The organism is Xanthomonas sp. NCPPB 2933, from assembly GCF_056725225.1.
Genome location: NZ_CM161518.1, coordinates 3,423,337 through 3,437,247 on the forward strand (window position 1 = coordinate 3,423,337; position 13,911 = coordinate 3,437,247).

Genomic DNA, 13,911 nt, shown 5'->3' on the forward strand with positions numbered 1-13,911 from the left:
ACCCTCGATTGCCGGTTTTATTGTATATACATATCAGACACCACGAGCCTGCGCCATGCATTGCGACGTCCTCTGGCACAACGCGCAACTGATGACCCTGGACGCCGCCGATGGCGGCCTGGGCATCGTGGGCGATGGCGTGATCGCCTGCCAGGACGGCCGCATCACCTATGCCGGCCCAGCCACACAGGCCCCGGCGCTGGAGCCGGACACCACGCACGATTGCCAGCGCCGCTGGATCAGCCCCGGCCTGATCGATTGCCACACCCATCTGGTGTACGCAGGCAACCGCGCCAACGAATTCGAGCAACGCCTGCGCGGCGCCACTTACGCCGAAATCGCAGCAGCCGGCGGCGGCATCGTGGCCACCGTGTGCGCAACCCGCGCGGCCGACGACGCAGCGCTGCTGGCCGCCAGCCTGCCGCGCCTGGACGCCATGCTTGCCGAAGGCGTGACCACGCTGGAAATCAAATCCGGCTACGGGCTCACGCTGGAGGACGAAACCAAGCAGCTGCGTGTGGCACGCCAGCTCGCTGCGCTGCGCAAGGTCGAAGTGGTGCCGACGTTTCTTGGCGCCCACGCGGTGCCACCGGGCGGCGATGCGCAGACCTATATCGACGCGGTCTGCACGCAGATGATTCCGGCAATCGCCGCGCAAGGTCTTGCCGAGGCTGTGGACGTGTTCTGCGAGCATCTGGCGTTCTCGCCCGCGCAGGCTGAACAGGTTTTCATTGCCGCGCAAGCGCACGGCTTGGGCATCAAGATCCATGCCGAGCAACTGAGCAACCAGCACGGCGCAGCACTGGCCGCACGCTATGGCGCGCTGTCGGCCGATCACATCGAATATCTGGACAGCGACGGCGTTGCCGCGATGGCCAGCGCCGGCACGGTGGCGGTGCTGTTGCCGGGCGCGTTCTATTTCACCCGCGACACCCAGCTGCCACCGATCGCCGCGCTGCGCGCCGCCGGCGTGCCGCTTGCCCTGGCCACCGACTGCAATCCAGGCACCTCGCCGCTGACCAGTCCGCTGTTGGCGATGAACATGGCCGCCACCTTGTTCCGCATGACCGTGGACGAATGCATCGCCGGTTTTACCCGCGAGGCGGCACGTGCGCTCGGACGCAGCGAGCGGCTTGGCCGGCTGCGCGCCGGCATGCACTGCGACCTGGCGATCTGGAACATCGACGCGCCGGCCGATCTGGTCTACCGCATGGGCTTCAACCCACTTCATGCCCGCGTCTGGCGCGGGCATTCCTGCTGAATCCGGAGTCGTCATGAGTTCTGTTGTCCTGCAGCCCGGCCAGGTCACCCTGGCGCAATGGCGTGCGTTGTATCGCGGCGCCGAGGTCGTGCTGGACGACGCCTGCGCGGCCGCCGTGCTGCGCAGCGCGCAGACGGTGGAGGCCATCGTTGCGCGCGGCGAGCCGGTCTACGGCGTCAATACCGGCTTCGGCAAGCTGGCCAGCGTGCGCATCGAGCGCGAGGACCTGCAGACCCTGCAACGCAATATCGTGCTGTCGCACGCGGCCGGTGTCGGCGAGCCCACACCCGTACCGGTGGTGCGGCTGATGATGGCGCTCAAGCTCACCAGCCTGGCCCAAGGCGCCTCCGGCGTGCAGCCGCAGACGCTGGCGCTGTTGGACGCGATGTTGCGTCTGGGCATCACGCCGGTGGTGCCGTGCCAGGGCTCGGTCGGCGCCTCCGGCGATCTGGCGCCGTTGTCGCATCTGGCCGCTGTGATGATTGGCGTTGGCGAAGCCTTCGTCGGCGAACAACGTTTGCCTGCCGCCGAGGCGCTTGCACAGGCGCAGTGGCAGCCGCGCGTGCTCGGCGCAAAGGAAGGCCTGGCGCTGCTCAACGGTACCCAGTTTTCCACTGCCTGCGCATTGGCTGGCCTGTTCGAGATCGAAACCGTGCTGCAGGCCGCGCTGGTTACCGGCGCCTTGTCGGTGGAAGCGGCCAAGGGCTCGGATACGCCATTCGATGCGCGGATCCATGCATTGCGCGGGCAGCCTGGGCAGATTGCCACCGCTGCAGCGCTGCGCGCGCTGATGGCCGATTCGAGCATCCGCGAATCGCATCGGCTGGGCGATGTACGCGTGCAGGATCCGTACTGTCTGCGCTGCCAGCCGCAGGTGATGGGCGCGGCGCTGGACATCATGCGCCAGGCTGCACGCACGCTGGAGATCGAGGCCAATGGCGTGTCCGATAATCCGTTGGTGTTCAGCGATACCGGCGAGGCCTTGTCGGGCGGCAACTTCCACGCCGAACCGGTGGCGTTTGCGGCCGACATGCTGGCGATGGCGGTGTGCGAAATCGGCTCGATCAGCGAACGCCGCACCGCGATGCTGGTCGACCCGGCCTTGTCCGGCCTGCCGGCGTTTCTCACCCCGCGCCCGGGCTTGAATTCGGGTTTCATGATTCCGCAGGTCACCGCTGCCGCCTTGGTGTCGGAGAACAAGCAGCGCGCGTATCCGGCCAGTGTCGATTCGATTCCGACCTCGGCCAATCAGGAAGATCATGTGTCGATGGCAGCGCACGGCGCACGTCGCTTGTTGGCGATGGCCGAAAACGCCACGCACGTGATTGGCATCGAGTTGCTGGCTGCGGTGCAAGGCTGCGATTTCCATGCGCCGCTACGCTCAAGCGCCGCGTTGGAAGCCGCACGTGCGTTGCTGCGTGCGCAGGTGCCCATGCTGCAAGACGACCGCTATTTCCATCCCGACATGCTGGCTGCCAGCGCGTTGGTACGCTCGGGCGCACTGGCGCGTGCGGTGGCGATGGCATTGCCGGGCGTGGAGCAGGACGCATGAATCGGCAGGCCGACAAGACGCAATCGCGTTATCAAAACGTCTGGACGATTGCACTGATGCAAGGCACGCAACGATGAGCGCCCTGCCCTGGCTCGAAGTTCACCGCGGCGATGCGCCACTGATCGTCAGCTTCCCGCATACCGGTACCGAGCTGCCGGACGACGTGGCCGATCAATTCGTGTCGCCGTGGCTGGCGCGCCGCGATGCCGATTGGTGGGTGCACCAGCTGTACGACTTCGCGCAATCGCTCGGTGCCACCACTGTGCGTACCGCGATCTCGCGCTCGGTGATCGACGTCAATCGCGACCCGAGCGGCGCATCGTTGTATCCGGGCCAGAACACCACCGGTCTGTGCCCGCTGACCACCTTCGACAATCAGCCGTTGTACGCAGACGGTGACGCACCTGATCAGGCGCAGATCGAGCGACGCCGTACCCGCTGGTTCGATCCTTATCACGCTGCGCTCGATACCGAGATTGCGCGCCTGCGCGCGCAACACCCAAAGATCGTGGTCTACGACGCGCATTCGATCCGCTCGCATATTCCACATCTGTTCGACGGCGAGTTGCCGCAGTTCAATATCGGCAGCAATGACGACCGTAGTTGCGATCCAGACCTAGTCGATGCGGTGGAACGGCTGTGCCGCAGCAGTGGCTCCAGCACCGTGCGCAACGGGCGCTTCAAGGGCGGCTGGATCACCCGCCACTACGCGCAGCCCGAGCGCGGCGTGCATACGCTGCAGATGGAGCTGGCCTGCCGCGGTTATATGCGCGAGCCCGACGACATCACCCCAGACACCTGGCCAACGCCGTGGCAGCCCGCGCACGCAGTGGCATTACGCGCCGTGCTGCGGCACGTGCTGCTGACCTGCCTGCACTTCGCCAACGCAACACCCCCCTCCTCCGACACCGCGCCGCCTGCGGCGCACCGTTGATTGCAAGGAACCCGGCATGACCCGTCACGATGCAACCCGCGTCATCCGCGCCGCCACCGGCACCACGCTCACCGCCAAGAGCTGGCTCACCGAAGCGCCGCTGCGCATGCTGATGAACAACCTCGATCAGGACGTGGCCGAGCGCCCGCAGGAACTGGTGGTGTATGGCGGCATCGGCCGCGCTGCGCGCGATTGGGAATCCTTCGATGCGATCGTCGCCGCACTCACTCGCCTGGACGATGACCAGACCTTGCTGGTGCAATCCGGCAAGCCGGTCGGCGTGTTTCGCACCCATGCCGATGCGCCGCGCGTGCTGATCGCCAACTCCAACCTGGTGCCGCGCTGGGCCACCTGGGACCACTTCAACGAACTCGATAAAAAAGGCCTGGCGATGTACGGCCAGATGACCGCCGGCAGCTGGATCTACATCGGCGCGCAAGGCATCGTGCAAGGCACCTACGAAACGTTCGTGGAGATGGGCCGCCAGCACTACGGCGGCAACCTGGCCGGCAAGTGGCTGTTCACCGGCGGCCTCGGCGGCATGGGTGGCGCGCAGCCGCTGGCCGCAGTGATGGCCGGCGCCTCGTGCCTGGCGGTGGAATGCCGCCGTTCCAGCATCGACATGCGCCTGCGCACCGGTTATCTGGACACCTGGACCGACTCGCTGGACGAAGCGCTGCGCCTGATCGAGGAATCGTGCACGGCGAAGAAGCCGCTGTCGGTCGGCCTGCTCGGTAACGTCGCCGACGTGCTCGACGAGCTGCTGCTACGCGGGATCAAGCCGGACCTGCTGACCGACCAGACCTCCGCGCACGACCCGGTCAACGGCTACCTGCCGCAGAGCTGGAGCGTGGAAGAATGGGACGCAAAGCGCGTGAGCGCGCCCAAGGAAGTGGAAGCCGCCGCGCGCGAGTCGATGGCCAGCCATATCCGCGCCATGCTCACCTTCCACGCGCTGGGCGTGCCCACCGTGGATTACGGCAACAACCTGCGCCAGATGGCACTGGAGGAAGGCGTCGACAACGCGTTCGACTTCCCCGGCTTCGTGCCCGCCTACATCCGGCCACTGTTCTGTCGCGGCGTCGGCCCGTTCCGCTGGGTCGCGCTCAGTGGCGATCCGGAGGACATCGCCAAAACCGATGCCAAGGTCAAGGAACTCATTCCCGCCGATGCGCATCTGCATCGCTGGCTCGATATGGCCGCCGAAAAGATCGCCTTCCAGGGCCTGCCTGCGCGCATCTGTTGGGTCGGCCTGGGCGATCGGCACCGGCTGGGTCTGGCCTTCAACGCGATGGTGCGCAGCGGCGAATTGAAGGCGCCGGTCGTCATCGGGCGCGACCATCTGGATTCCGGCAGCGTCGCCTCGCCCAACCGCGAAACCGAAGCCATGGCCGACGGTTCGGATGCGGTGTCCGACTGGCCGCTGCTCAACGCCCTGCTCAACACCGCCAGCGGCGCCACCTGGGTCTCGCTGCACCACGGCGGCGGCGTCGGCATGGGGTTCTCGCAGCACGCCGGCATGGTGATCGTTTGCGACGGCAGCGAAGCCGCCGACAAGCGGATCGAACGCGTGCTGTGGAACGACCCGGCCACCGGCGTGATGCGCCACGCCGATGCCGGCTATGCCATCGCCACCGATTGCGCGAAGGAAAAAGGGCTGGATTTGCCGGGAATTCTTGGCTGAGTTCGCCCTCCGACAGCGCGGTATACCGCACGCTGTCGGCAGGCTGTGTGCACTGCTCGCACATGCACACCGACCATTTTGATTGGTCCTTGCCTGCCCACCGTCGCGAGACCTTACGCGGCATGGATGCCGCGTAAGAGCCTACATGGATGTACTTGCGGCGTGTCCCGCGGTGGTGGACGGGCAAGGGCCCAACAGCCAAGCTGCAGACATCAGCTCTACAACTGATCTATCCGCCACACTGTTCAACCACTCCAGGGACAACCGAGATTTAGGTCGCGGCGGCGGTTAAACGCAGTCAAAAGCTGGGTCAGTCGAGGGCGCGATGTCCTCACCGCTCGCGGGACACGCCGTGAATCCATCCGTGGAGGCTCGTTGGCGGCATCCATGCCGCCAACGGTCCCGCAATCGGCGAGGACACCGCACCAGACAGTTTGCTGGTTGCTTTGAGAATAGCTATGCACACCGACCATCCTGACGGGTCCTTGCCCGCTCACTGTCGCGGGACCTTACGCGGCATGGATGCCGCGTAAGAGCTTACAAGGACGTACTTGCAGCGTGTCCCGCGATGGTGGGCGGGCAAGGACCCCACAGCCAAGCCACAAATCAACCGCTCTACACGCGTTTTGTTAGCCGCTCTAATCGGCTTTGGTTTCCATCCCTATCTGCTTGCAGGCCGATGCAGCAGCCGCCAGCAATGCGCTGTCATCGAGCAGCGGCACCGCCCCGCTTGCCGGGTAAGAAGCTGCGATCGCCTTCGCCGCGCGATCGGCATCCGCCTGGATATACCACTGCGACGCCATCGGCAACGCACGTCCACGTACCGCGTGTTCGAATCGATACTGTCCCCAGTAAATCGCCAATGGCTCTTCCAGCGCGTTGAGCGGGTTACGCAAGGTGGCCGAACTCGGACACAGCCGCAAGAAGTTCGCAGCGAGCATGCGTTTACGCGCGGATGGCTGCCCCGCAGACAAGTAATGACTCAACTCGTGCAACAGGATCGGTGCCCAGTCCATCGATGCCGTGCCGGTGAGCGCATCGTGCTGCGAATAGAGCAGCATCGTGCGTCCACGCACTTTGGCCTGGGTGGTATCCATCTCCGGCCACCACACGAATCGTGCCTCGAATACCGGAGGTTCCGGCACCGCAAAGAAATCACGCATCTGCAATGCCAGGCGGGAAACGGCCGGTTTGGACAGCTCCTCGCTCAGCACGCGCATCTGTTGCTCGAAACGGGGTGCAACTGCGATCAAACGACTTGCACGCGGAACGAACCGCGCAAAATACGCACGCAACAGTCTCTGATCATCTGCCGACTGCTCTGCAATGGCGGCGTTCGCTGAAGCTTCGAAGTCTTCGCTCCCCAGGAAATGTCGGGAGAACGGATCCGCCTCACGGGTGACGTCTGGCGCAAAGACTCGGTCGACCACCTCCAGATCGTAGTCTTTTGCCAGCCCCGAGATGCGGCGGCGGAAATCCGCATAGGCGGCAAGCGCGGCACGGTCCGCCTGATCCAGCCCGCCATGGGCTTCCATATAGCTGCGGTAGACGGGCACCGTAAAGCCCGGCAACCAGTCCGACAGGTTATCCAGCAGGTTGAACAGATCCGTCGCTTCGCTGTAGCCCACCTGGATGTGCGTCGATGACGTCGATGACGGTGTGGGTGGCGCGGCATGCGCAGTGGCGCACAGCAATATCCAGATCAGTGCGACTGCGCGCATGTTCCGCAGTTTGGTCGGCCAGCAATCACTCCATCTGCGCATGCGGAACTCTGGGCTGGCGAGTACGTTAATTCGAGCATGCAGGAATGCCGCTCGCAACGTGTCTTTCGTCAGGGGTGCGCGGACCTGCACGCCGGCGGCCTGCTTTGACGGCAAAACCACCGTAGCCCGTCACATTCTCGACAATTGCCCTCAAGACTGCCGGGATCAGGCCGACAAGGTATGCAACGTTTCGAGGAGCCTCCATGGGCATCCTGATCTACCTGGTGCCTGCATTCGCACTCTGGGCGCTCATCGCCAGCGGGCTGGCGTTCGTGCGTGGCCGGCAACTGCGTGCCGAGTCCGGCCAGCTTGCGAACACCCAGGACAGTCTTGCCCGCTACCAGGCTGCGCTGTCGCAATTGAAGGCACGCGCGGCCGCCAGCACGCTGGAGCTGGAATCGCTGCAGCGCAGCTACGCGGTGCTCAAACAGTCACTGGAGCAGCAGGAACAGAACGCGGCCGAGCAACAGGCGACCACGGCCCAGGTGATTCCGATGGTGATGGTGCAGCAATTGGACATCGCCAACGAAATCGGCACCTTGTTTGCGCACGTGGCACGCGTTGCGCGCAGCCTGCGTCGCTATAGCGCCTACAGCCGCGGCCATAACGCGCCCGAGCCGAGCACCGCCCGCTACGACCTGCATTGGTTGGCCGATTGCCTGCACAGCTTCGACCAGATCGGCCATGCGCTGGTGCGCGGTAACATCGCCGCGTTGATCACGGCCTGCCAGGACCTGCTGTCAATGTACGACCACTATCTCAAGGACGGTTCCGGCTACAACAGCCGCGACACCTTTCAGCGTCTGAGCAGCGATGTGCCACTGTCCGATGCCACCGACGCCATCCGCTCGATCATCGTCAAGGCCACGCTGGCGCAGGACGCGCAGGATGCGGTGATGGAAGAAGCAGTTGCGGCGAATGTGGCTTGATTCGGGATTCGGGATTCGGGATTCGCAAGAGCGTGGGCGCGGTGTTCTGTTAGATCAACACGTAGATGCATGGCTGTCTGACAGCGTATCGATGAGCATCGTTGGCTGAAACGTACTTGCGACTGCTCATAAAAAAAGCGCACCACTTACGGTGCGCTTTTTTTGTTTCAAGCCTTAGGAACGGCTAACGAACTCTGGCGAGCAGGTTCGAGAACGGCTCAAATCAAGGCGTTTTCTGCGGCAACGCATACGCCACTACCGCATCGCCCGCAGGCGTTTCCATGAAGTGGTGGCCGCCGGCCATGATCACCAGATACTCGCGGCCACCGTAGGCATACACCATCGGGTTGGCCTGACCACCGGCCGGCAACTTGGCGTGCCACAGCTCCTTGCCGGTAGACAGATCGATCGCGCGGATCAGGTCGTCGGTGGCTGCGGCAATGAAGATCAATCCGCTTGCCGTCACTACCGAACCGCCGTTGTTCGGCGTGCCGATCTCGATCGGCAACCCCGAGCGGATACCGAACGGCCCATTGCCGCGCGCACTGCCGAACGGGCGGTCCCATAGCGTCTTGCCGCTGGCCAAATCGATCGCGCGGATGCCGCCATAAGGAGGCTCCTTGCACAGCAACTTGGTGAACGGCAAGCGCCAGCCGGCATTGACGTTGATCGCGTACGGCGTGCCAGCCTGCGGGTCGCCCGCACCTTCCGCACCGCCCGCATCGCCACGCACTTCGTCGCGCGGTGCCCAGCCCAGTTTGTCGGCCTTGGCGCGCGGCACCAGCAGGTTGTAGTTGGGCATGTCGTTGTAGTTGGCCACGATCACGCCGCGCTGCGGATCCACCGCCACGCTGCCCCAATCCGACCCGCCGTTGTAACCGGGATATTCGATCGAATGCCGGTCGGCTTCCGGCGGTGTGTAGATGCCCTTGTAGCTCGCCTTGCGGAACTGGATGCGGCACACCAGTTGATCGATCGGCGTCATCCCCCACATGTCGCGCTCGGTCAGATCCGGCTTGCGCAAGGTGTGATACAGCGAGAACGGCTGGGTCTTGGCGCGTATCTGCGGCTCCACACCGCCGCCAGGCACTGCACGTTCTTCCACGCCCACCAGCGGCTTGCCGGTGCGCCGGTCCAGCACGTACAACTCACCCTGCTTGCTCGGCAACAAGACCGCCGGCACGTTGACCCCGTCCTTGGGGAAATCGATCAAGCTCGGCTGCGACCCCAGATCGTAATCCCAGGCATCGATATGCGTGGTCTGGAAATTCCACACCGGCTTGCCGGTGGTGACATCCAGCGCCACCAGCGAGGTCGCATAGCGATTCTCCTGCGGCGTACGCGCGCTGCTCCAGTAATCGGCGGTGGAATTGCCCATTGGCAGATACACATAGCCCAACTGTTCGTCGGCCGCGGCGGTGGTCCACATATTCGGCGTGCCACGCGTCCAGCTCTGGCCCGCCGGCGGTGCGCCGTTCCAGTCCGGATGGGTCATGTCCCAGGCCCAGCGCAACTTGCCGGTCACCGCATCGAAGCCTTCGATCACACCGGACGGCTCGTAACGCTTCTGTCCATCCAGCACCTGATGCCCGGTGACCACCACCCCGCGCACGATCGCCGGTGGCGAATTGATCGACACATAGCCCGGCGGGGTCTCGCCCATCCCCACGGTGATGTCGACCTGGCCGTTGTTGCCGAAGTCCACGCACGGCTTGCCGCTGCGTGCATCCAGTGCGATCAGGCGGCCATCCAGCGTACCTTCGATGATGCGTGTGCGGCACAGTGCTGAAGCATCCGCTGCCACCGCTCCTGCGCCATCGTTGGCTACCGCCGGCATCTCGTAATACGACACGCCGCGGCAGGCGGCCGTATACGGAATTGCCTCGTCCTTGACCTTGGGATCGTAGCGCCAACGTTGCTTGCCGCTGGATGCATCCAGCGCGATCACCTGATTGCGCGCAGTGCACACATACAGGCTGTCGCCCACTTTCAACGGCGTGGTTTCCGCGCCCCAGCGCTTGCTTGGCAGGTCGCCGGTGTGAAAGAGCCAGGCCTGCTTCAATTGCGCAACGTTATCGCGATTGATCTGCTGCAGCGGCGAATAACGCAGCCCGGCCTGGCTGCGTCCATACGCGGCCCAGTCGTCATCGGCAGGCGCATTTGCCGGCTGTGCGCCAGAGGACGCAAGCGACGCTGGAACGTTGCGATTGACCAGGCTCGCGGCAACACCGGCTGCATGCGCCAACGCGCCATCGGCCTCGGTCACCCCAAACGGCACGAACGCCAGCGCGAAGGCCACCACAAACACCGCCGCCAGTACGCCGGCCACGCTGCGCGACAGCGCGCGCGACACCGGGCGCTCCAACTTGGGCAGCAACAGCGCCAGCACAAACGCCAGGCCGACGATCAAGCCCGCACGCGGCACCCAACGCCAGTAATCGCTGCCCGATTCCCACCATGTCCACAACAACGACGCCACCACCACTGCAGCAAACCACCACGCGCCCGCATTGCGACCGCGAAACAGCAGCACGCCGGCAACCAGCATGGCCGCGCCCGCAGGCGCGTAGTACCAGGAGCCGCCCAGCGCGGCCAACCACACGCCGCCTGCAAGCAGCACAGCACCCAGCACTCCAATCACGCCTCCCAATGTCGCCAGCGCCCAATGGCCGCGACGGGAAGGACGATGCACGATCGTCATCAGTTGTTCCTCTTCGATTCTGCGGCGACGCAACGCCGCCGCACCGCCAACCACCTTCGACCCGCAACGGTGAAAGAGCCGCGTTCTTTGCGGCATCCGTCGAAAAACACTGCGTTGCAGATGTCACCGCGTGCAATAAAAAACGCCGGCTGTGCGCCGGCGTTTTTCTTTAACTGCGTTACTCGCTAAGCGCGATCACGCTTCGGTCGGCGGCAACTCGCTGGTGCTTGGCGCCGGTGCGACGGCTGCGTCGTCCGCCACGTCTTCCACTTCATCCAGCGAGGCATCCAGACGTTCCACCGCCTGCAGCTTTTCGCCCTTGGACAGACGGATCAGCGTAACGCCCTGCGTGTTGCGACCCACGCGCGAGATCTCCGAACCGCGGGTGCGCACCAGCGTACCGCCGTCGGAAATCAGCAGCACTTCGTCGGTGCCGCCCAGCAACACCGCACGCACCAACTTGCCGTTGCGTTCGGTGGTCTGGATGCCGATCACGCCCTGCGTGCCACGTCCCTTGCGCGGATACTCGGCCAGCGGGGTGCGCTTGCCGTAGCCGTTCTCGGTGGCGGTGAGGATGTAGGCCGTGTCGTCGTTTTCGGCGACCTCGATCACTGCCGCATCGGCCACGTCCGTGGTCTCCACAACGTCCTCAACGCCCTCTTCCTCGATATCGCCTTCGACACCGCCGGCACGCTCGGCCACGATCAGGCTGACCACCTCTTCACCCTTGGTCAGACGGATGCCGCGCACGCCGGTGGCAGTACGGCCCATCGAACGCACGGTAGATTCGCCAAAGCGCACGGTCTTGCCGTTGGAAGCGAACAACAGCACGTCGCGATCGCCATCGGTCAACGCCACACCGACCAGCGCATCGCCCTCATCGAGGTTGATGGCGATCTTGCCGCGCGCCAGGCGGAACGCGAATTCGCTCAACGGAGTCTTCTTGACGGTACCGTTGCGCGTGGCGAAGAACACATAGCGGTTATCGGCGTATTCGCGCACCGGCAGCACCGCCTGCACCCGCTCGCCGGGTTCCAGCGGAATCCAGTTAATGATCGGACGGCCGCGCGCATTGGAGCCGGCCTCCGGCAACTGATACACCGGCAGCCAGAACACCTTGCCGCTGCTGGTGAAGGTCAGCAGCGTGTCGTGCGTGTTGACCAGCCACAGCTGATCGATGAAGTCCTCTTCCTTGGTCGCCGCAGCAGAACGACCACGGCCGCCACGGCGCTGCGCGCGGTACGCACTCACCGGCTGGCGCTTGGCATAGCCCGCGTGCGAAAGCGTCACCACCACGTCTTCCGGCGAAATCAGATCGAGAATATCCAGATCTTCTTCGCTGTGACGGATTTCGGTGCGGCGTTCGTCGCCGTACTCTTCGCGGATATTGATCAGCTCGTCGCGGATCACCTGCAGCAGAACGTCGGGATTTTCCAGGATGCGGATCAGGCCCTGGATGACCTCGAGCAACTGCTTGTACTCGTCGGTCAGCTTTTCCTGCTCCAACCCGGTCAGGCGATGCAGACGCATTTCCAGGATCTGCGAGGCCTGCACTTCGGTGAGCTGGTAAAAGCCCTTGATCAGGCCCACGCCCGGCGGCAGATCTTCCGGCTTGGAGGCTTCGGCACCGGCTGCGCCCAGCAAGGCGCCGACCAGACCCGGTTCCCAGGTCTTGGCCAGCATGCGCTCGCGCGCTTCCTGCGGATTGGCCGAGGTCTTGATCAGCTCGATCATCTCGTCGATGTTGGCCAACGCGACGGTCAAACCTTCCAGCACGTGCGCACGCGCACGCGCCTTGCGCAGTTCAAAGATGGTGCGGCGGGTGACCACTTCGCGGCGGTGGCGGATGAACGCCTGCAGCATCTGCTTGAGGTTCATCAACTGCGGGCGGCCGTCGATCAGCGCCACCATGTTGATGCCGAACACCGACTCCATCTGGGTCTGCTGATACAGGTTGTTGAGCACAACCTCGGCCGACTCGCCGCGCTTGACCTCGATGTAGATGCGCATGCCGTCCTTGTCGGACTCGTCGCGCAGCTCGCTGATGCCTTCGAGCTTCTTTTCCTTCACCAGCTCGGCGATCTTTTCGATCAACCGCGCCTTGTTCACCTGATACGGGATCTCGGTGACGATGATCGCTTCACGGCCGTTATCGGCCACTTCCACGTCGGCCTTGGCGCGCATGCGCACCCGGCCACGTCCGGTACGGTAGCCGGCGGCAATGCCGGCGGTGCCGTTGATGATGCCGGCAGTGGGGAAATCCGGGCCCGGGATGTACTCCATCAGGCCTTCGACATCCAGCTCCGGCGTGTCGATCAAGGCGATGCAGGCGTTGATCGCCTCGGTCAGATTGTGTGGCGGGATGTTGGTGGCCATACCCACCGCGATACCGGCCGAGCCGTTGACCAGCAGGCTCGGGAACCGGGTCGGCATGACCGTCGGTTCCAGTTCCTTTTCGTCGTAATTGGGCTGGAAATCGACGGTTTCCTTGTCGATGTCGGCCATCAGCTCATGCGCCAGACGCGACATGCGCGACTCGGTGTAACGCATCGCCGCGGCGGAGTCGCCATCGACCGAACCGAAGTTACCCTGGCCGTCGACCATCATGTAGCGCAGCGAGAATGGCTGCGCCATGCGCACCAACGTGTCGTACACCGACTGGTCGCCGTGCGGGTGGTATTTACCGATGACGTCGCCGACGATACGCGCCGACTTGAAGTACGCCTTGTTGCTGTGCGCGCCCAGCACGTGCATGGCAAACAGCACGCGGCGATGCACAGGTTTGAGGCCATCACGGGCATCGGGGAGTGCGCGGCCCACGATCACGCTCATCGCGTAATCGAGATAGCTCTTGCGCATCTCGTCTTCCAGATTGACCTGGATGATTTCCTTGGCGGTTTCTGCCATTCGGGTTCCGTAATTTTGAGGTGGCGGGCGAGCCGGAAAGCCGCGTCGGGAGCACCCTGTAACAGGCTGCCGGCCCCACGCTCCCGCCGATCGATTCAAGCGCCGGATTGTACCACGAAGGGGCAGCCCGATGCCGCCGGTTTACCAGCCAGAAACAAGCACTTGCAGGGCGTTTGCGCG

Annotated in this window: 8 protein-coding genes; 5 read left to right on the forward strand and 3 right to left on the reverse strand. The window is 64.2% G+C overall.

The window, feature by feature from the left end; all coding sequences use genetic code 11:
* Positions 1-55 precede the first annotated feature (55 nt).
* The 4 genes from hutI to hutU all read left to right on the forward strand — a co-directional run bounded on the left by hutI (position 56) and on the right by hutU (position 5,431).
* Positions 56-1,261, forward strand: coding sequence for an imidazolonepropionase (hutI, locus tag AC1PLU_RS14005; RefSeq protein WP_481106556.1), 1,206 nt, complete (start codon positions 56-58; stop codon positions 1,259-1,261).
* 13 nt (positions 1,262-1,274) lie between these two features.
* On the forward strand, positions 1,275-2,813 hold the full coding sequence (gene hutH, locus AC1PLU_RS14010; protein ID WP_481106557.1) for a histidine ammonia-lyase: 1,539 nt from the start codon (positions 1,275-1,277) through the stop codon (positions 2,811-2,813).
* A 73-nt stretch (positions 2,814-2,886) separates the two neighbouring features.
* The gene (gene hutG, locus AC1PLU_RS14015) at positions 2,887-3,747 is read left to right on the forward strand and encodes an N-formylglutamate deformylase (RefSeq protein WP_481106558.1); all 861 of its coding nucleotides are present in this window, start codon (positions 2,887-2,889) and stop codon (positions 3,745-3,747) included.
* Between the two features lie 16 nt (positions 3,748-3,763).
* Complete coding sequence (hutU, locus tag AC1PLU_RS14020) at positions 3,764-5,431, forward strand: urocanate hydratase (RefSeq protein WP_481106559.1); 1,668 nt, start codon at positions 3,764-3,766, stop codon at positions 5,429-5,431.
* Positions 5,432-6,069: 638 nt separating this feature from the next.
* Here hutU and AC1PLU_RS14025 read toward each other — a convergent pair.
* Complete coding sequence (locus AC1PLU_RS14025) at positions 6,070-7,152, reverse strand: hypothetical protein (protein ID WP_481106560.1); 1,083 nt, start codon at positions 7,150-7,152, stop codon at positions 6,070-6,072.
* A 245-nt stretch (positions 7,153-7,397) separates the two neighbouring features.
* Here AC1PLU_RS14025 and AC1PLU_RS14030 point away from each other — a divergent pair, with 245 nt between their 5' ends.
* The gene (locus tag AC1PLU_RS14030) at positions 7,398-8,123 is read left to right on the forward strand and encodes a hypothetical protein (protein WP_481106561.1); all 726 of its coding nucleotides are present in this window, start codon (positions 7,398-7,400) and stop codon (positions 8,121-8,123) included.
* 223 nt (positions 8,124-8,346) lie between these two features.
* Here AC1PLU_RS14030 and AC1PLU_RS14035 read toward each other — a convergent pair whose 3' ends face one another.
* Both AC1PLU_RS14035 and gyrA read right to left on the reverse strand, forming a co-directional pair.
* The gene (locus AC1PLU_RS14035; protein ID WP_481106562.1) at positions 8,347-10,824 is read right to left on the reverse strand and encodes a membrane-bound PQQ-dependent dehydrogenase, glucose/quinate/shikimate family; all 2,478 of its coding nucleotides are present in this window, start codon (positions 10,822-10,824) and stop codon (positions 8,347-8,349) included.
* A gap of 195 nt (positions 10,825-11,019) precedes the next feature.
* Positions 11,020-13,731, reverse strand: a complete 2,712-nt coding sequence (gene gyrA, locus AC1PLU_RS14040) for a DNA gyrase subunit A (protein ID WP_481106563.1) — start codon at positions 13,729-13,731, stop codon at positions 11,020-11,022.
* Positions 13,732-13,911 lie beyond the last annotated feature (180 nt).

What these genes read in the sequence shown, in the direction of transcription:
- hutH (WP_481106557.1), top strand. Translation starts at nt 1,275, where the DNA reads ATGAGTTCTGTTGTCCTGCAGCCCGGCCAGGTCACCCTGGCGCAATGG.
- hutU (WP_481106559.1), top strand. Translation starts at nt 3,764, where the DNA reads ATGACCCGTCACGATGCAACCCGCGTCATCCGCGCCGCCACCGGCACC.
- hutI (WP_481106556.1), top strand. Translation starts at nt 56, where the DNA reads ATGCATTGCGACGTCCTCTGGCACAACGCGCAACTGATGACCCTGGAC.
- AC1PLU_RS14030 (WP_481106561.1), top strand. Translation starts at nt 7,398, where the DNA reads ATGGGCATCCTGATCTACCTGGTGCCTGCATTCGCACTCTGGGCGCTC.
- AC1PLU_RS14035 (WP_481106562.1), bottom strand. Translation starts at nt 10,824, where the DNA reads ATGACGATCGTGCATCGTCCTTCCCGTCGCGGCCATTGGGCGCTGGCG.
- hutG (WP_481106558.1), top strand. Translation starts at nt 2,887, where the DNA reads ATGAGCGCCCTGCCCTGGCTCGAAGTTCACCGCGGCGATGCGCCACTG.
- AC1PLU_RS14025 (WP_481106560.1), bottom strand. Translation starts at nt 7,152, where the DNA reads ATGCGCGCAGTCGCACTGATCTGGATATTGCTGTGCGCCACTGCGCAT.
- gyrA (WP_481106563.1), bottom strand. Translation starts at nt 13,731, where the DNA reads ATGGCAGAAACCGCCAAGGAAATCATCCAGGTCAATCTGGAAGACGAG.